This is a genomic window from Microlunatus sp. YIM B11417, from assembly GCF_059617205.1.
In genome coordinates this window covers 263961-282688 of record NZ_JCAMPJ010000005.1, presented here as the reverse complement: position 1 = coordinate 282688, position 18728 = coordinate 263961, and the positions used below count along the sequence as shown (strand labels likewise).

Sequence of the window (18728 nt, the reverse complement as noted above, 5' to 3'; positions counted from 1 at the left end):
TCGTGTCCGGGACCTCGTTCACCGACCGCGTCCTGCAATTGGGCCTGACTCCTGCCGAGGCCAGGCGGCTGCTCGAGTCGTCGCCGTCCCGGCTGCGCGGCACCGGCGGCGACCCGGCCGCGATCTTCGCTCCGGTCCGGCACAAGGTCGGGATGCTCTTCACCTCCCGGTCCGGCACCACCTTCTTCGTGGACGTGCTGAACCGCTCCGGAGCGTTCGGCGACATCCGTGAGCACCTGAATCCGTACCGGCAGAAGACCGGGGCGAAGAAGTGGAAGTCGGCGTCGATGGCCGACTTCCTGACCGAGACCGTACGGACCTATGCGTCGAAGGAGGGCGTGTTCGGGTTCAAGGGCACGGCCGAGGCGCTGCTGCCGCTGGCCCAGGTCGGCGAGCTCCCCGACAACGCCGCGCAGTGGTCCTGGATCACCGTGCACCGCCGCGACATCGTGGCGCAGGCCGTCTCGCTGTTCCGGGCCAAGGCCACCGGCGTCTGGCACACGGTCGGCAAGCTGGCCGGCAAGCCGCCGATGCCGCCGTACGACTACGCCGGGATCGAGAAGCAGGTCGACCTGATCCAGCGCAAGCAGGGCCAGATCGAGCGGTTCATCGCCCAACAGGGGCTGGCCCCGCTGCGTCTGGTGTACGAGGACTTCAAGGACGATCCGACCGACGCGCTGAAGGCCGTCTTCGACCACGTCGGCCTGATCCCGCCGGCGGACCTGTCCAGTCTCGCCGCGCAGGGCGAGTTCATCGTGATGGCCGATGACCAGAGCCGCCGCTACGCCGACCGATTCACCGAGGAGTCCGCCGCCCGGCTCGGTTAGGCCACGGCCGCGACCTTCTCGGCGAAGGCACGCATCGTCTCCATGAACAGCCCGCCGCCGTAGCTGATCCGCGCGACCCCGAGGTCCGCCAGCTCGGCCACCCCGCCGGCCTGCGGCATCCGGGCAATGTTGATCATGCCGCCGGTCTCCCCGGCCAGTGCGGCGATCTGGTCCGGCTGGTGCAGCGCGATCGGGTAGACGCAGACCGCGCCCGCCTCGAGGTAGCGGTGAGCCCGGTCGACGGCGTCGGGAAGGTGGCGGTCCTGCGGACTCGGCGTGGTGTCGCCCGAGGTGAGCCGTGCCACGAACTCACCGATGTAGTTGTCGATCCGCGCGTTGATCACCAGTGGGTAGTCCGCGGCCTCCGCGGCCGTGTGCACGGCGGAGATCCAGGCCGCCTGCTCGGCCGCGTCCCGCTGCCGCCCGGTCGCGTGATCGGTGTCCTCCAGGTTGCAGCCGGCCACCCCGATCCGCTTCAGCTCGGCGACCAGGGCCGCCGCGTCGAGCCCGTACCCCGCTTCGGCGTCCACCGTCACCGGCACCTCCACCCGGGCGCTGATCCGCCCGGCCGCCGCCAGCATCTCGTCGCCAGGAGCCCCCTCGTGATCTTCGTACCCGAGACTGGCGGCGACGCCGGCACTCGTCGTCGCCACGACCGGGAAGCCCGCCTCGACGACGACCTTGGCCGAGGCGACGTCCCAGGCGTTCGGCAGGACCAGCGGTTCTCCCGGTACGTGCAGCGAACGCAGGAGTTCACATTTCTCGTTGAGGTTCATGCCAACACTGACGAGGTACGCCCTCGGCATGTGACACCGGACTTGTCCACAACCGACCCGATTCGAGGCTTGTCCACAGGCGTGGAGCCGGACGCTGGCCGGATCGGCGCGGCCGACGCATGATCATCGGATGCCGATGCGGATCCCGCTCGCTGCGCTGCTCGCCGAGGGCGGCGGCGTGATCGTGGTGCGCCGCCATCCGGAGCACCGGCGCAGCCTTTACCGACTCGTCGAGCGCGGGCTGCTGACCTTCGTCCTGCCCGGCATCCTGGCGCCACCCGAGGCAGCGGACCGACTCGACGTCCGGATCCGTGCGTTCGGATCCTGGGCCGGCGATCTGGTGCTGACCCGGTCGGCGGCGGCCCGGCTGACCTTCTGGCCGGACCTGGACGTACCGGTGATCACCGCCGCACGGCCGCGGCCGCGTGCCGTTCCCGCCGGTTTCGCCCTGGTCCGGGAGACCATCCCGCGACCGCTGATCCGGACCGTCAACGGGCTGCAGGTCACGGCGCCGGCACTGACCGCCCTCGATCTGGCGCAGTCCGACCAGGGAGCTGCGATCGAGCGAGTCCTGCGCACCGGCCTGGTCACCATCGCTGATCTCGAAGCTGCTCTCGCCGAGACGCCGTACCGCCGTGACAACGAGCTCCGCCGCCAGTGGTTGACCAGGTCGCGGCGCCGTCCATGGTCGGCATCCGAACGCCGGCTGCACGAACTGCTCGACGACGCGCGGATCGGCGGCTGGATCGGCAATCACGCGATCCGCGTCGGCCGAGTCCGTTACGTCGTCGACATCGTGTTTCCGGACGCGCGCGTCGCGATCGAGGTGGACGGCTACGAGTTCCACCGAGCCGAACGCCAAGATCAATTCCACCGGGACCGCCGCAAGTGGACTGACCTCGCCACCGCCGGCTGGACCGTCCTGCACTTCACCTGGCCGCATCTGGTCGACGATCCCGACTGGGTCCTCGCCTCGGTCCGCAAGGCACTCACCAACGCCCGCCGCCGGCCCTTCTAACCGCAAGTGGCACAGATTCGACGCGGAACCCGACTTCATCTCCGTATAACGCGCTCGGGAAGATGTTTCGCGTCGAATTCGTGCCATCCGCCCAGCAACGACCACCTCCACCCGCGAGTGGCACAGTTTCGACGCGGAACGCGACTTCATCTCCGGATAACGCGCCCGCGAACGGGTTTCGCAGCGAAACCGTGCCACTCAGGACCAGCGGCCGTGGCGAACCTGATCTTGGACGGGACGGCGGGGACGGCGGCTGGGTGAGCCGGGGGCGCCTGCCGCGGCCGGATGGCCGAGGCTGATCACGCCGGCCGAGAGTTGGTCCTGGGGAACGCCGAAGCGGGCCCGGACGGCGTCCTGGTGCTCGGGCGGGACGCCGAAGAAGCAGCCGCCGAGGCCGGCGTCGACGGCGGCGAGCAGGATGGTCTGGGCGGCCATGCCGGCGTCGACCCACCAGTACGGGGCGGCCCAGCGGGACGGGTCCCGGTCGGTCCAGCCCTTGTCGGGCTCGGCGTAGCGGTCCAGGTAGGCCGCCTCCGAGGTCCAGACCAAGATCAACACCGGCGCGGAGCGCATCCCGGCCAGCCAGGAGTTCTCGTCGTCGGCCGAACCGGTGGCGGTCCAGAAGTCGGCGACGTCGGCCGGCTGGTCCAGGACCAGGAAGGAGACGCCCTGGGTGAAGCCGGCGGTCGGCGAGCGGCGGCCGGCGTCGGTCAGCCGGGTGATCACGTCGGCGGGCACCGGGTCCGGCCGGTAGGCGCGGATCATCCGGCGCCGGCGCAGCACGTCGGACAGGTCCATTCAGGCCTCCGCCCAGGTTCCGCCGAAGGCCGTGTCGGCGTTCCCGGACAAGGCCCGGCAGACCTCCTCGAGGTCGCGGTCGAGCACGTCGGCGATGGTCCGCGCGGTGTGCGGGATCAGGTACGAGGCGTTGGGCCGGCCGCGGTACGGCTCGGGCGTCAGGTACGGCGCGTCGGTCTCGACCAGGATCCGGTCCAGCGGCGTGATCGCCAGTGCCTCCCGCAGCGGCCCGGCGTTCTTGAACGTCACCGTACCGGCGAAGGAGAGGTAGCCGCCGCGGTCCAGGCAGGCCCGGGCGAACTCGGCGTCGCCGGAGAAGCAGTGCATGATGATCCGCTCCGGCGCGCCCTCGGCATCCAGCACGTCGAGGATCGGCTGGTGCGCCTCCCGGTCGTGGATCATCAGCGCCTTGCGGTGCTGCTTGGCCAGGGCGATGTGGGCCGCGAACGCCTCCCGCTGGATCGCCAGCCCGTCCTCGTCCCGGGTCCGGAACGTGTCCATCCCGGTCTCGCCCACCGCCCGTACCAACGGATCGGCGGCCAGCCGGGCGATCTCACCGATGCCCGCCGCCAGCTCGGTGGTGGTCAGCCGGGCCGCGTCGTTGGGGTGGATCGCGACCGCGGCGACGACGCTCGGGAACCGGCCGGCCGCCTCGACCGCCCAGCGCGAGCCGGCGACGTCGCAGCCGACCTGGACGAGCCGCCGGACCCCGACCGAGGCGGCCAGTTCGATCGCCTCCTCCGGCGAGAGCGCCGTCTTGCCGTCGGCCACGTCGAGGTGGCAGTGACTGTCCACCACCGGGTACGGCAGCGGCTCCGGCACCTCGGGCCGGTCCAGGTTGCGTCGCTGGCCCTGTTCGGTCGTGGCGGCCCGCTGCTCACGCAGTTCCATCTAGCTCCCCTCCCGCGCGGCCAGGACGGCCGCATACAACTCGTTCTTCGCCAGCCCGCGCGCCGCCGCGACCTCGGCCACGGCCGGTTTCAGCTTGGACCCGTCCGCCACCAGTCGCTGCACGATCGCCACCGCGTCCTCGGTGTCGCCCCGCTCGGCCTCCGCGCCGGCGACCACGATGGTGACCTCGCCGCGGACGCCCTCGGCGGCCCAGTCGGCCAGCTCGGCGAGGCTGCCCCGCCGGACCTCCTCGTACGTCTTCGTCAGCTCGCGGCAGACGGCGGCCCGACGGTCGGCACCCAGGGCCTCGGCCATCGCCCGCAGCGTCTCCTCGGTCCGGTGCGGAGCCTCGAAGAACACGGCGGTACGGGGCTCGCCGGCCAGCCCGGCCAGCCGGCGCGACCGCTCCCCCGCCTTGCGCGGCAGGAAGCCCTCGAAGCAGAACCGGTCGGTCGGCAGTCCGGACAGCGCCAGCGCGGTGAGCACCGCCGACGGCCCGGGCACCGCGGTCACCTCGATCCCGGCCTCGACCGCCGCCGCGACCAGCCGGAACCCCGGATCGGAGACCGAGGGCATGCCGGCGTCGCTGACCACGGCCACCGTCGCTCCGCCCTGCAGGGCCTCGATCAGTTCGGCCGCCCGAGCCGCCTCGTTGCCGTCGAAGTAGGAGACCACCCGGGCCGTCGTCGTCACCCCGAGCCGGTCCAGCAGCCGGCGCAGCCGCCGGGTGTCCTCGGCCGCGATCACGTCGGCGGCGGCCAGCGTCTCGGAAACCCTCGGCGAGGCGTCGCCCAGGTCGCCGATCGGCGTACCGACCAGCACCACTCGACCCACATCGCCTCCGTCCCGCCTGCCAGTTCGCGACACTAGTATGTCCGGGTGGCGCGAGCGGACGGACTGACCGTGGTGGAACGGTTGCGGGTCGAGCAGCCGACCGACCGCGCTTTCAGTTGGGCGATCACGGCGTTGATCACCTTGATCGGGTTCGTGATCAGGTCGGTCAATCTGGCCTATCCCAACAAGCTCGTCTTCGACGAGACCTACTACGCCAAGGACGCGTATTCGCTGCTCCGGTTCGGTTACGAACGGGAATGGCCGGACAACGCCAACGACGCGATCGTGGCCGGCAATCTCGACGTGATGAAGGACAGCGCTGCCTTCATCGTGCATCCGCAGATCGGCAAATGGCTGATCGCGTTCGGGGAATACCTGTTCGGGATGAACTCGTTCGGCTGGCGGTTCTCCTCGCTCGTCTTCGGCGCGTTGTTGATCTTCGTGGTGATCAGGATGGTCCGCCGGATCTCCCGGTCGACCTTGATCGGCGGGCTGGCCGGGCTGCTGCTGGCGTTCGACGGGCTGGCCTTCGTGATGTCCCGGATCGCCTTGCTGGACATCTTTCTGGCGGTCTTCGTGGTCGCGGCGGTGGCCTGCCTGATCGCCGACCGGGACTGGTTCCGGAACAAGCTCGCTGATCATCTGACCGGCAACGGGCTGGCCGATCTCGGCGGCAGGTTCGGCCCGGCGTTGATCATCAGGCCGTGGCGGATCGCGGCCGGCGTGTGCTTCGGCCTGGCCCTCGGCACCAAGTGGAACGCGCTCTATCCGCTGGCCGCCTTCGCGCTGCTGTCGCTGGCCTGGGACGTCGGTGCCCGCCGGGTCGCCGGCGCCGGGGTCCGGTCCAGTCTGGCGATCATCCGGGACGGCATCCCGGCCTTCGTCTCCCTGGTCGTGCTGAGCGTGATCATCTACGTGGCGAGCTGGGCCAGTTGGCTGGCCGGCAGCGAGGGCTACATGCGGGACTGGGGGCAGAACCACCCCGACGCCCTCTCGGTACGGCTGCTCGGCGACCCCTTGGCCTCGCTGCTGGCGTACAACCAGGCGATCTGGAACTTCCACACCGGCGAGGGCATCGCCCAGGCGACCCACCCGTACGACGCGAACCCGTCCGGCTGGCTGGTGCTGGCCCGGGTGATCGGGATCGACGCCGTGCTGGACATCCCGGCCGGCACCGACGGCTGCCCGGCCACTGCCGAGAAGTGCTACCGGGTGATCTCCGGGATCGGCACCCCGGCCCTGTGGTGGGCCGCGGTGATCGCGCTGGTCGCCGCCCTGGTCCTCTGGGTCGGCGGCCGGGACTGGCGGTTCGGCATCCCGGTGGTCGGCGTACTGAGCAACTGGCTGCCCTGGTTCCAGTACACCGACCGGCCGCAGTTCCTCTTCTACGCCATCACGATCCTGCCGTTCTCGGTCACCGCTGTGGCCCTGGTCCTGGGCCGCTTGCTCGGTACGGCGGCAGACGCGCGCAGCCGAGCCGGCACTGCGGACCAGCCCGAATCGCCACCGGTCCCCGCCCGGGCGCGGCCGGAACACGCCCGCGGCGCCCCGGCACGGAGCCTGGCCGGGCTGTTCAGCGCGGGCTCGCTGCCGCTGGACCGGCGCGCCCTGGCCGCTATCGGCATCGGCGCCTTCATCGCGCTCGTCGGCGCGAACTTCGCCTTCATCTATCCGATCCTCACCGACGGCGTGCTGACCTATCAGCAGTGGCGGGCGAGGATGTGGATCCGCGGCTGGATCTGATAACGACCCCGTAACGCCGAGACCGGAAGTCCTGTTGCGACTGTGTGACAAGACCGTCAGGATGCGGCAAAAAGGCGCCTCAAGGACTAGAGTCTCGCCAGAGTCAGGCGTCGGCGCCTGTTGTGCCCTGGGGAGGACACGCATTGTTGGACAGGATCGGTCAGTGAGCCGCGCCCGGAAAATCCGGGCTCCGGGCATCGCCCGACCGGTGTTGGCTCGGCATGCGTGCCGCAGGACGCTAGAGTCCGTTGCCGTACTCAGCGGGCCTGCGAGCGCGGATCATGGAGGACCAATTCGGTGATCAGATATCTGGTGCGGCGCATTGCGGGCTGGCTGCTGATGATCCTCGTCGCCACGAACCTCACCTACTTCCTGGCCAATTTCTATCTGCATCCTCGATCCAATTACGTGGGTCGGCAGCCACCGGTGCCGGAGCACACGGTCGACGGGTTGCTCAACCAGTACAACCTGAACGACAAGGTCAACGTCGTCGAGCGGTGGTGGGGCTGGATCACCGGCATCGTCACCCGCTGGGACTGGGGCATGAGCCCGGTCGGCGAATCGGTCAATCAGCAGATCGAGTTCCGGATCTGGGTCAGCGCGCAGCTGGTCTTCGCCGGTGTGATCATCGCGACCGCGCTGGGCATCGCGCTCGGCGTCTACACGGCCTCGCGGCAGTACAAGCTGGCCGACCGGATCGGCCAGGGCGTCTCGATCATCACCCTGAACATCCCGGTGGTGGTCGCCGCGCTCGGCATCGTGCTGCTGGCGATCCAGTTCAACCAGGCGGTCGGGCGAACGATCTTCTACGTGGTCGGTGCCCAGAACGACGGTGTCACGGGGATCGGCCCGATCATCGTCGACAAGGCTCAGCACCTGATCCTGCCGACCATCGTGCTGGTGATCACCACCTATGCCGGCACCCACTTCCTGCAGCGCTCCCTGCTGTTGGACAACATCAACGCCGATTACGTACGGACGGCGCGGGCCAAGGGACTGACCAAGGCGCAGGCGGTCCGCCGCCACGCGTTGCGGACCTCGCTGATCCCGGTCGCCACCCAGGTCGCGTTCTCGATCCCGGGCCTCTTCACCGGAGCGATCCTGACCGAGCAGATCTTCGCCTGGGAAGGCATGGGCCGCTACTTCATCAAGACCATCGCCACCAATGACGTGCACGGGGTGGTCGCCACGGCCGCCTTCGGTGCCTTCATGACGGCGATCGGAGCCGTCCTGTCCGACCTGACCATCGTGGTCCTGGATCCGAGAGTGCGGGTGAGCTGATCATGTCGACCGAAGTGATGAACCTGCCGGGCCAGTCGGGCGATCCCGATCATGATCCGACGGCGGAGATGCTGCAGGGCGCACAACCGCGCCGCCGGCTGTCCCGGCGGATGCTCTACTTCCGCCGCTTCCTGCGCAACAAGCCGGCGGTCGGCGGGGTGGTGATCTTGATCGTGATCATCCTGTTCTCGCTCTTCGGCGGATTCTTCGCCCAGCACGACTACCTGGCTCCCGACTTCACCGCGCTGACGGCGGAACCGGACGCCGAGCACTGGTTCGGCACCAACGCCGGCGGCAACGACCTCTACGCCCAGACCGTGCACGGCCTGCAGCGGTCCCTGTTGATCGCCCTGATCGTCGCGGTCGGGACCACCGTGATCTCGGCCGTCGTCGGCGCCTCGGCGGCCTACTTCGGCGGGCTCTACGAGCGCGGCGCGCTGACGGTGATCCACTTCCTGATGGTCGTGCCGACCTTCCTGTTGATCGCGATGATCTCCAACAGCTCCGGCGGCAACTGGCTCGTGGTCTCAGGCATCCTGGTGCTCACCGGCTGGTTCTTCCAGGCCCGGGTGATCTGGACGCTGGCCCTGTCCCTGCGGGAGCGGGAGTACGTCACGGCGGCCCGCTTCATGGGGGTCCGAGGCTTCTTCATCGTGATCCGGCACATCATCCCCAACATCGGTTCGCTGTTGGTCGTCCAGTTCACCCTCGGCGTGGTCGGGGCCGTGCTGACCGAGACGAGCCTGTCGTTCATCGGCTTCGGCATCAAGGCGCCGGACGTCTCGCTCGGCGCGCTGATCGGCTCCGGGGCGAACACGATCTCCAGCGCACCCTGGCTGTTCTACTTCCCGGCCGCCGCGCTGACCCTGCTCACCGTGTCGATGGCGTTGGTCGCCGACGGTCTCCGGGACGCCTTCGACCCGACTTCCGCCGCGGGAGGCCACGCATGACGACTCCGTCGACCGGCATCATCACCGACGCGACGGGCGGGCGCCCCGATCCGGACGCCCCGTTGCTCTCGGTCCGCGACCTCAAGGTCAGCTTCCCGTCCGAGGCGGGGCGGGTCGACGCCGTCCGTGGGGTCTCGTTCGACCTGCGCCGCGGCCAGACCCTCGGCATCGTCGGCGAGTCCGGCTCCGGCAAGTCGGTCACCTCGCTGGCGATCATGGGCCTGCTCGCGGACTCGGCCCGGACCGGCGGCTCGGTCAAGCTCAACGGCCGCGAGTTGCTGACCCTCAACGACAACCAGATGTCGAAGCTCCGCGGCAAAGAGATGTCGATGATCTTCCAGGATCCGCTGTCCTCGCTGACCCCGGTCTACTCGGTCGGTCAGCAGTTGGTGGAGGCGATCACGACCCACAACCAGGTGTCCAAGAAGGATGCCTGGAATCGCGCGGTCGACCTGCTGCAACTGGTCGGCATCCCGAATCCGAAGGCGCGGGTCCGGTCGTTCCCGCACGAGTTCTCCGGCGGTATGCGGCAGCGGGTGGTGATCGCGATCGCGATGGCCAACGACCCGAACCTGATCATCGCCGACGAGCCGACCACGGCCCTCGACGTCACCATCCAGGCGCAGATCCTCGACGTGCTCGAGGTGGCCCAGGAGGAGACCGGCGCCGCGGTGATCATGATCACCCATGACCTCGGGGTGATCGCCGGCAATGCCGACGACGTGATCGTCATGTACGCGGGCAAGCCGGTCGAGCAGGCCCCGGTGAACGAACTGTTCTACGAGACGCGGATGCCGTACTCGATCGGGCTGCTGGCCGCGATCCCCCGGGTCGACGTGGCGGAGAAGACGCCGCTGATCCCGGTCAAGGGCAACCCGCCGTTGTTGATCAACCTGCCGCCCGGCTGCCCGTTCGCGCCGCGCTGCCCGATCGCGATCGACCGGTGCCGCGAGGCCGAACCGGAACTCGGCGAGGTGGCACCGCTCGGCCTGGTCGACTCGGAGGCTCCGGCGAGCGGCTGGGGCCGGCACCGGGCCGCCTGCATCCGCTCCGGCGAGATCCGCGAGGGCATGATCGACGGCAAGCCGATCTACCCGGTGCCCGAGCTGCCGGAGAGCGAACTCACCGAGACGCCGCGCGCGGAGCGGAAGCCGATGCTCGAGGTGACCAACCTGACCAAGACGTTCCCGCTGCTCAAGGGGGCGCTGCTGAAGCGCCGGATCGGCAGCGTGTACGCGGTCAACGGGATCAGCTTCGACATCCGCGAGGGCGAGACGATGGCCATCGTCGGCGAGTCCGGCTGTGGCAAGACGACCACCCTGCTGGAGATCATGAATCTCTCCGAGCAGCCCGACGGCGAGCTCCGGGTCGGCGGCACCAGCGTGGCCGGGCTGTCCGCGACGGACAGCCGCAAGCTGCGCCGGGATCTGCAGATCGTGTTCCAGGACCCGATGGGTGCGCTCGATCCGCGGTTCACCGTCTTCGACATCATCGGCGAGCCGATGAAGGCGCTGAACTTCTCCGGCAAGGCGATCACCGAGCGGGTCGGGGAGCTGATGGAGCTGGTCGGGCTGGACCCGAGCCACAGCGACCGCTTCCCGGCGGCGTTCTCGGGCGGTCAGCGACAGCGGATCGGGATCGCCCGGGCGCTGGCGACCAATCCCAAGGTCGTCGTGCTGGACGAGCCGGTCTCGGCTCTCGACGTGTCGATCCAGGCCGGCGTGATCAATCTGCTGGACGAGTTGAAGGTCAAGCTCGGCCTGTCCTACCTGTTCGTCGCGCACGACCTGTCCGTGGTCCGGCACATTGCCGACCGGGTGGGTGTGATGTATCTCGGCAAGTTCGTCGAGTACGGCGACATCGATGCGGTGTTCGACAATCCGCAGCATCCGTACACGCAGGCGCTGTTGTCGGCGATCCCGGTCCCGGATCCGGTGAAGGAACGGACCCGGGAACGGATCCTGCTCGGCGGCGACCTGCCGAGCCCGATCGACAACTCCCCCGGCTGCCGCTTCGCCACGCGGTGCCAGCTGCGGGCGACGTTGCCGGAGCAGCAGCAGCTGCGCTGCGTGTCGGAGACACCAGAGTTGACCGGAGTGGCGGGGAAGCACACCAATGCCTGCCACTACCGGTAGGGGAAGGAGTGACAGATGGGTTCGGGAGTCTCGGATGGGTGACGATTCGACGCGTCGCCCATACCACCGGCAACCCCGGTCCTATTCTGTTCGACGGCATGTCCAGGGGGTTGGATCTGCCGGATCAGCTACCGATCATGCGAAGAATGTCCGCGCGCCCGCGCGGTCAGGAAGGACCATCACCATGGCAATCGGAAGAAAGGCAGCGGTCGCCGCTATCGCGGCGCTCGCGCTTTCACTAGCGGCTTGCGGTGGCGGGGGCACACCCTCGAACCAGCCGACCGTAGGCGCGAGCCAGCTCGCCACCGAGGCACAGTTCAACGAACAGCCGCGGGACAACGTCAAGGACGGGGGCACGCTGACCACCCCCACGACGGAGATCTCGCCTCAGTTCAACACGTGGCAGGCCGATGGCACCCGCTACACCCTTGATCTGTGGCGCTGGTACAACCCCGTACTCGCCCTCTTCACGCCCGACGGCACCTGGTCCGCCAACCCGGACTACCTGACGGACGTGAAGAAGGAGGAGAAGGACGGCAACACGGTCGTCACCTACACGATCAACCCGAAGGCGACCTACAACGACGGCACGCCGATCGACTGGAAGTCCTTCGAGGCGGCCTGGAAGACCAGCAGCGGCAAGGACGAGAAGTACCTGGTCAGCTCGACCGACGGCTACTCGCGGATCAAGTCCGTCACCAAGGGCACCGACGACAAGCAGGCCGTGGTGACCTTCGACGGCATCTACGCCTGGGTCGACGGCCTGTTCAACCAGCTGATCCACCCGAAGGCGGTTGACTACGACCTCTACAACAAGGGGTACGTGAACAACCCGCACGCCGAGCTCGGCGCCGGCCCGTACACGGTCGACAAGTTCGACCAGCAGAACGGGACCATCAGCTTCAAGCGCAACGACAAGTGGTGGGGCGATCCGGGCAAGCTGGACAGCCGCGTGTTCAAGGCGCTGGAGGACTCCGCCGCCATCAACGCGTTCAAGAACGGCCAGGTCGACGCGACCGCGGTCGGCACCAAGGACAAGCTGGCGCAGGTCAAGGACATGCCCGACATCGACATCCGTCGCAGCGCCACCCCGTCGCAGTCGCTGGTCGTGCTGAACAGCAAGGATCCGCTGCTGGGTGACCTGAACGTCCGCAAGGCGATCTTCCAGGGCATCGATCGCAAGATCATCGCCGACATCGCCTTCCAGGGCCTCGACTACACCGAGGAGCCGGGCGGCTCGTTCAACCTGTACGGCTTCCAGAAGGGCTACCAGGACAACCTGACCGCGGCCGGCTACAAGTACGACAAGGCCGCCGCCGAGCAGCTGCTCGAACAGGCCGGTTGGGTCAAGGGCGCCGACGGCATCCGGGAGAAGGACGGCAAGAAGCTCTCCATCGTCTACCCCCTGCTGGGTGACGACGAGAACATCAAGGCCCGGGCCAACGCCCTGAACGCCATGCTGAAGGAGATCGGCGTCGACCTGAAGCTCGAGCAGCACCCGTCGAGCGACTTCTCCAAGGTCTTCACCGGCAAGCAGTTCGGGATGTTCGCGATGGGCTTCGCGTCCTCCGATCCGTACGGCTTCGCGTACTTCTGCCAGGTGTACTGCCTGCCCAGTTCGCTGAACGCCTCCGGCACCGGCTCCGAGGAGCTCAACAAGAAGATCGAAGAGGTGGCCAAGATCGGCGACCCGGCGGCGCAGATCGAGGCGGGCAACAAGCTCGAGGCCGAGATCTTCGCCCAGACGTGGGGCATCATGCCGCTGCTGAACGGGCCGACGATCATCGCGACCAAGAAGGGTCTCGCCAACTACGGCGCCGACATCTTCGGGGTCCAGAAGCCGCAGGACATCGGCTGGCAGAAGTGATCATGGTCCTCGGCTCGCGCTGAGCCGGGGACAGCTGGACCGAGACGGAGGGCCGGTGGCGTCGATCGCCACCGGCCCTTCGGCCTTCGCCGGCGGTGGAAGTGATCATGGTCCACGGCACGGCGCCGCGGCAGGACAGCGCCGCGATCGGCGGGACGGGTTTGCGGTACCGGCTCCGCAGTCGTTGCGGACGTAATACTGTCGTGCTGCCGGCAGATCGGCCGGGTGAACAGGAGTGGGACGGGAGGACCGATGCCCAGCGAGGAGTACGCCGAGCTGACCGCCCGGATCGAGCGGTTGGAACGGCGCCTGGAGCCCGATTCCACACCGGTGGAGCCGGAACCGGGAGCTGCGGATCGGTTCTGGTTGCTCGAGGAGCTGCGCGAGCGCAGCGGCGGGTCCGCGCTGACCTACGCGGGGCTGCTGCAGCTGCCGTACGGGCCGGTCGCCTGGCAGATGGGCCACGATCCGGCCGAGGTGCTGGAACGGGACTGGGTCGACCTGGCGCCGCGGATCGCGGCCCTCGGGCACCCGGTCCGGCTGCGGATCCTGCAGCTGGTGCTGCGCCGGACCGCGACGACGGCCGCCGAGCTGGCCCGCACCGAAGGTCTGGGCACCACCGGACAGGTCTACCACCACCTGCGTCAGCTGATCGCGGCCGGCTGGCTGCGCAGCGGTGCCCGCGGAGTTCACGAGGTCCCGGTCGAACGCGTCGTGCCTCTCTTGATCATCCTGGCCGCAGCAAGTTGAATGACCCCCGACCTGGCACGAGCGAAGGGTGGGGCCATGGCGGGACCCGAACTGGTCCGTGAACTGTCGTTGCGGGAGAAGGCGTCGCTGACCAGTGGCGCGACCGCCTGGACGACGAAGAGTGTGCGCGGCATACCCTCCGTGGTGGTCTCCGACGGTCCGCACGGGTTGCGCCGACCGGCCGAGGGCGCCGACGAGTTCGGGCTCAGCGGCAGCCTGCCGGCGACCTGCTTCCCACCCGCGGTCGCGTTGGGGTCCAGCTGGGACGCCGATCTGGTGCGCCGGGTCGGCGGCGCGCTCGGCGCCGAGGCCCGTGCCGCCGGCGTCGGAGTGGTGCTGGGTCCCGGGATCAACCTGAAGCGATCACCGCTCTGCGGCCGCAACTTCGAGTACCTCTCCGAGGATCCGTTGATCACCGGTGTGCTGGGCTCGGCGATGGTGGCCGGCATCCAGAGCCAGGGCGTGGGCGCGTCGGTGAAGCACTTCGCCGCCAACAACGCCGAGCATGATCGTTTCCGGAGCAGCTCCGAGGTCGACCCGCGTACCCTGCGCGAGCTGTACCTGCGTGCGTTCCACCGGATCATCACCGAGCAGCAGCCGTGGACCGTGATGGCCGCCTACAACAAGATCAACGGTGTGTACGCGACGGAGCACCCGTGGCTGCTCACCGCCCTGCTGCGCGGCGAATGGGGCTTCACCGGCCTGGTCGTCTCGGACTGGGGTGCCGTCGACGACCCGGTGTCGGCGATCGGCGCCGGCCTGGACCTGATCATGCCCTCGACCGGCGGCCGGTCCGACAAGGTGATCATCGACGCGGTCGAGCGGGGTGCCCTGGCCGAGGCCGCGGTGGACCGGGCGGCCGGCCGGGTCGCCGAGCTGGCCGAGCGGGTCACCGCGGGTGCGGCCGGCCCGGCTGCCCGGTTCGACCGGGACAGCCATCACGCGCTGGCCCGGGAGGCGGCCGGCAAGAGCATCGTGCTGCTGCGCAACGTCGACGACATCCTGCCGCTCGACCCGGCCGGCAGCGAGTCGATCGCGGTGATCGGCGAACTGGCCCGCGAGCCGCGCTATCAGGGCGCCGGCAGTTCCATGATCAATCCGACCCGGCTGGACCGGGCGCTGGGCGAGATCGTCGGGTACGCCGGCCAGGACCGGGTGACCTTCGCCCAGGGCTACCGGATCGGGCCGGGTCCCGACGGAGACCTGGAATCGCTGCGGGACGAGGCGACCGCGCTGGCCGAACGGTCCGACGTCGTGATCATCTTCCTCGGGCTGCCGGCCGAGGAGGAGTCGGAGGGCTTCGACCGGCAGCACCTCGAACTGCCCGCGGACCAGACCACCCTGCTGGACGCGGTGCTGGCGGTGAACTCGCGGGTGATCGTCGTGCTGTCCAACGGCGGCGTGGTCCGGGTGTCCGGCTGGCAGCACCTGGTGCCGGGTCTGATCGAGGGCTGGCTGCTCGGCCAGGCCAGCGGCGCGGCCCTGGCCGACGTCCTGTTCGGCGCGGTGAACCCGTCGGGCCGGCTGGCCGAGACGATCCCGTTCAAGCTGTCCGACACCCCGGCCTACCTCGACTTCCCGGGCCAGTTCGGCAAGATCAACTACAGCGAGGGGATCTTCGTCGGCTACCGGTACTTCGACGCCCGGGATCTCCCGGTGTCCTTCCCGTTCGGGCACGGGCTCTCGTACACGACGTTCGAGTATTCCGGCGCCAGCGCCCAGCAGAACGGCGACGGGCTGCGGCTGCGGGTCCGGATCACCAACACCGGGCAGCGCAGCGGCCGCGAGGTGGTCCAGGTCTACGCCGGGCTGCCCGGGTCCAAGGTCAGCCGGCCGCCGCGCCAGCTGATCGGCTTCACCATCGTCGAGCTGGCCGCCGGCGAGTCCCGCCAGGTCGAGTTGATCATCCCGCGCTCGGAGTTGGCCTACTATCACCCGGTCCAGAGCCGCTGGCTGGTCGAGGGCGGCCGGTACCGGATCGAGGTCGGCAGCTCCAGCCGCGACATCCGCGGAATGATCATGGTCGAGGTGTCCGGCGACGCCGAGATCACCCGGCTGACGCCGTCGTCCTCGCTGGCCGAGGTGATGGCCGTGCCGGCGGCGCGCGCCGCGCTGCTGAAGCTGCTGGCCCACCATCCGCTGGCCGCCATGCTCGACGATCCGGCGACCTCGGCCATGATCGGTTCGATGCCGGTCCGGCGGCTGGCCTCGTTCCCGGGCAGCGAGATCACCGACGGTCAGCTGACCGAGCTGCTCAGCCGGCTGCCGCGATCCTGATGATCAATTCGTTGGAAGAAGTCGGCGAGCCGCCTCCATGATCAAATTGTTATCCTCTGATATCAGAGTTTTGTCCGGGCCACAAGTCTGCCGAACCAGGGAGTAGACCCCTAGAATCAGCCGCGTGGCGGACAATCGCGACACGCTGCGCCCGACGGTGCGGGCGGTGCTGACCCGACTGGAGCCGACACCCGCATTGGTGATCAACCAGATCGGCGACGTGATCGCCTGGAACAACGGGGGCCGGTTGCTGTTCGGCCCGTCCGGCCTGCTCGACGGGTCGCCGCCCAACACCAACCGTTACATCTTCGCCGATCCGCGCGCCCACGAGACCTTCCCGGACTGGGAGCTGGCCGCCGAGATCGCCCTGCGCCAGCTGCGCCGCTCCACCTGCCCGCACACCGAGGCGTTCGTCGCGTCGCTGTCGGCGGAGTCGCCCGAGTTCGGCGAACGGCTGGCCGCGTTCGACGCCGACGGCCAGCCGTTCGGAGAGATCCCGTTCCAGCACTCGACCGCGGGGACCCTGCGGCTGGCGTACGAGTTGCTGGATCTGTCGATCGTCGAGCAGCAGTACCTGGTGGTCTGCCTGCCCGCCGACGACCACACCCGGCGGGCGTTCGACCGACTGTCCGCCGGCACCGGCTGCTAGCCAACGCGAGAACGTTCCCTGAGCCTGTCGAAGGGACGGCCCCGGCCCGGTCGGCCCTTCGACGGGCTCAGTGCGCGCCCACACCACGCGGCTCAGACGCTGCCGGCACTGCAGAACGCGCCCGGTGTGTGCTTCTCGTGCACGATCCGCAACTCTGCCTCCGGATCGCCGGCCGGCACCGGTCTGAGCGCCTCGTCGATCCGCCACTCATAGGATTCCGCGGCGTCTGGGCGCTGGGCGTACGCGCTGAGGCCGAGCGGCACCAGGCGGAGCCGGGCATCGACCCAGTCCGGGTCCCACGGCCCCTCGCTGAGGATCTGCTCGGCCGGCCGGAACTCGTAGTAGATCGTGCGGCGCAGCGCCTCGCCGCGAGTCGCCGGCGAGCCGTGCACGATCATCGTGTCGTGCACCAGCACATCGCCCGGGTGCAACTCGACCTCGATCGCGCCCGGCACGTCCCAGCCGGACGCGTCGGCCAGGGCGCAGATGTCGGCCTTGGACCGCTGGGAACCGGGGACCACCCGCAGCGCGCCGCGGCCGGACAACGAGTCGTCGAGGTAGACATCGATGTTGAAGATCCGGTGGTTCCGCGGGTGGACGGCGTCCTGGTGCCACTCGATCGGGGCGCCGTCGCCTTCGGCCTTGAACACCAGCGACTCGTAGGTGGGAACGAAATTGGGGCCGGCCAGGCTCTCCGCGATGCCGAGCACGTGCGGCGAGCCGAGCAGCTGCAGCGAGACCGCCGAGCCCTTGCCGTGCACGTAGTCGACCCGGAACATCACCTCGTGGCCGTCCCGGTCGGCGAACTTGAAGTCGGCCTCCTGACCGGCCGGACCCTGGCCGAGCCGGCCCTGTTCCATCCACTGGTCGGTGGCCCGGCGCAGATCCGCCACCAGGCCGGCCGGGATCCTGTTGCGCAGGATCAGGTAGCCGTTGTGGTCGAAGAACTCGATCTGGTCGTCGTCGAGCAGGTGGGAAGACATCGCTGTCGCAGTCATGACCTCAGGCTAGGATCCGAGCCGACGCCAGGTCGTCCTGGTCAACCGCGGAAAAATCCTGGATCCTCGGATGATGCAGCGCTCCCTGCAGACGGCCCGAGAGCGGTACGGCTTCGCCTGCTGGACCGGCCGGGCCCGCGCGATGGAGACCGCCCACGCGCACGACGAGATCGAGCTCAACCTGTCCGACGCCGGTCCGCTGCACTACCTGATCGGCGGCCGCACGCAGCGGTTGCCGACCGGCCGTCCCGGCCTGTTCTGGGCCAGCACGCCGCACCAGCTGATCGAGGTCAGCCCGCAGACTCGCCTGATCTGGATGACCGTGCCGCTGGACCGCTTCCTGTCCTGGCGACTGCCGGACACGTTGCTGGCGGCGCTGTTCCGCGGTGAGATCGTCCATGCGGCGGGCGAGCCGGACCTGGACCGCGCGATCATGCTGCGCTGGGCCGCCGAGTTCGGGCGGTCGGCGGCGCACACCGAGCTGGTCGCGCTGGAAGCCCGGGCCGTCTGCCAGCGGATCGCGCTCGGCCTGGACCCGGCCGCCGACCGTGATCATTCCGGCCCGGCATCGTTCGCCGGCAGCCCGGTGGCGATCATGGCGGGGTTCATCTCGCGGACGTACCGGGAACCGATCCGGGTCGCCGACGTCGCCGCGGCCGCCCACCTGAGCCCGCAGCACGCCATGGAACTGTTCCACGCCACCATCGGGCTGACCATCGGCGGCTACCTGCTGCAGTGCCGGATCGCCGAGGCGCAACGACTGCTGCTGACCGGTGACCAGGCGATCGCCAGGATCGCCCTCGACGCGGGTTTCGGTTCGCTGAGCCGGTTCCACGCCGCGTTCCGGGCGGCGACCGGGACCACCCCGGCCCGGTACCGCCGCCAAGGCCTAGGTTAGGATCACCTAAGTCGAATTGTCTTTCGGAGGGGGCGG

At 69.2% G+C, this 18728-nt stretch carries 16 protein-coding genes; 11 read left to right on the top strand and 5 right to left on the bottom strand.

Annotated features, from left to right (window positions below):
- Positions 1-2: 2 nt before the first annotated feature.
- Positions 3-827, top strand: coding sequence for a Stf0 family sulfotransferase (locus tag AC6CCG_RS23770; RefSeq protein WP_496657208.1), 825 nt, complete (start codon positions 3-5; stop codon positions 825-827).
- On the opposite strand, the gene AC6CCG_RS23765 is transcribed toward AC6CCG_RS23770, so the two are convergent.
- A complete protein-coding gene (locus AC6CCG_RS23765) occupies positions 824-1603 on the bottom strand; it encodes an isocitrate lyase/PEP mutase family protein (RefSeq protein ID WP_496657207.1) in 780 nt (259 codons plus the stop codon). The two genes, AC6CCG_RS23770 and AC6CCG_RS23765, sit on opposite strands and share 4 nt — an antisense overlap.
- A 130-nt stretch (positions 1604-1733) precedes the next feature.
- Between AC6CCG_RS23765 and AC6CCG_RS23760 the strand changes: the two genes are divergently transcribed.
- On the top strand, positions 1734-2621 hold the full coding sequence (locus AC6CCG_RS23760) for an endonuclease domain-containing protein (RefSeq protein WP_496657206.1): 888 nt from the start codon (positions 1734-1736) through the stop codon (positions 2619-2621).
- Positions 2622-2819: 198 nt separating this feature from the next.
- Here the strand turns inward: AC6CCG_RS23760 and AC6CCG_RS23755 are convergent, their stop codons facing one another.
- From AC6CCG_RS23755 to rsmI, 3 genes are read right to left on the bottom strand one after another with little or no spacing between them, the layout of a single operon-like run.
- Complete coding sequence (locus tag AC6CCG_RS23755; protein ID WP_496657205.1) at positions 2820-3419, bottom strand: nitroreductase family protein; 600 nt, start codon at positions 3417-3419, stop codon at positions 2820-2822.
- Positions 3420-4310 (bottom strand): TatD family hydrolase, encoded by an 891-nt coding sequence (locus tag AC6CCG_RS23750; RefSeq protein WP_496657204.1) that lies wholly within the window; start codon positions 4308-4310, stop codon positions 3420-3422.
- Positions 4311-5144, bottom strand: coding sequence for a 16S rRNA (cytidine(1402)-2'-O)-methyltransferase (gene rsmI, locus AC6CCG_RS23745; RefSeq protein WP_496657202.1), 834 nt, complete (start codon positions 5142-5144; stop codon positions 4311-4313).
- A 63-nt stretch (positions 5145-5207) separates the two neighbouring features.
- On the opposite strand from rsmI, the gene AC6CCG_RS23740 reads away from it, so the two are divergent.
- The 8 genes from AC6CCG_RS23740 (at position 5208) to AC6CCG_RS23705 (ending at position 16796) form a co-directional block, all read left to right on the top strand.
- Complete coding sequence (locus tag AC6CCG_RS23740) at positions 5208-6887, top strand: dolichyl-phosphate-mannose--protein mannosyltransferase (protein ID WP_496657437.1); 1680 nt, start codon at positions 5208-5210, stop codon at positions 6885-6887.
- Positions 6888-7184: 297 nt separating this feature from the next.
- Positions 7185-8168, top strand: a complete 984-nt coding sequence (locus tag AC6CCG_RS23735; protein ID WP_496657201.1) for an ABC transporter permease — start codon at positions 7185-7187, stop codon at positions 8166-8168.
- Between the two features lie 2 nt (positions 8169-8170).
- Entirely contained in the window at positions 8171-9118 is a 948-nt protein-coding gene (locus AC6CCG_RS23730) for an ABC transporter permease (RefSeq protein ID WP_496657200.1), read from the top strand.
- Positions 9115-11253: a dipeptide ABC transporter ATP-binding protein gene (locus AC6CCG_RS23725; protein ID WP_496657199.1), complete on the top strand. Its 2139-nt coding sequence runs from the start codon at positions 9115-9117 to the stop codon at positions 11251-11253. The genes AC6CCG_RS23730 and AC6CCG_RS23725 overlap by 4 nt, the downstream gene beginning before the upstream one ends.
- 184 nt (positions 11254-11437) lie before the next feature.
- A complete protein-coding gene (locus AC6CCG_RS23720) occupies positions 11438-13120 on the top strand; it encodes an ABC transporter family substrate-binding protein (protein WP_496657198.1) in 1683 nt (560 codons plus the stop codon).
- A gap of 252 nt (positions 13121-13372) precedes the next feature.
- The gene (locus tag AC6CCG_RS23715) at positions 13373-13870 is read left to right on the top strand and encodes a helix-turn-helix domain-containing protein (protein ID WP_496657197.1); all 498 of its coding nucleotides are present in this window, start codon (positions 13373-13375) and stop codon (positions 13868-13870) included.
- A 36-nt stretch (positions 13871-13906) separates the two neighbouring features.
- Positions 13907-16147 carry a glycoside hydrolase family 3 C-terminal domain-containing protein gene (locus tag AC6CCG_RS23710; RefSeq protein WP_496657196.1) on the top strand — a complete coding sequence of 747 codons (2241 nt, stop codon included), beginning with the start codon at positions 13907-13909 and terminating at the stop codon, positions 16145-16147.
- A gap of 124 nt (positions 16148-16271) precedes the next feature.
- The gene (locus tag AC6CCG_RS23705; RefSeq protein ID WP_496657195.1) at positions 16272-16796 is read left to right on the top strand and encodes an MmyB family transcriptional regulator; all 525 of its coding nucleotides are present in this window, start codon (positions 16272-16274) and stop codon (positions 16794-16796) included.
- A gap of 92 nt (positions 16797-16888) precedes the next feature.
- On the opposite strand, the gene AC6CCG_RS23700 is transcribed toward AC6CCG_RS23705, so the two are convergent.
- Positions 16889-17794 (bottom strand): phytanoyl-CoA dioxygenase family protein, encoded by a 906-nt coding sequence (locus AC6CCG_RS23700; RefSeq protein ID WP_496657194.1) that lies wholly within the window; start codon positions 17792-17794, stop codon positions 16889-16891.
- A 70-nt stretch (positions 17795-17864) separates the two neighbouring features.
- Between AC6CCG_RS23700 and AC6CCG_RS23695 the strand changes: the two genes are divergently transcribed.
- A complete protein-coding gene (locus tag AC6CCG_RS23695; RefSeq protein ID WP_496657193.1) occupies positions 17865-18692 on the top strand; it encodes a helix-turn-helix domain-containing protein in 828 nt (275 codons plus the stop codon).
- Positions 18693-18728: the final 36 nt, after the last annotated feature.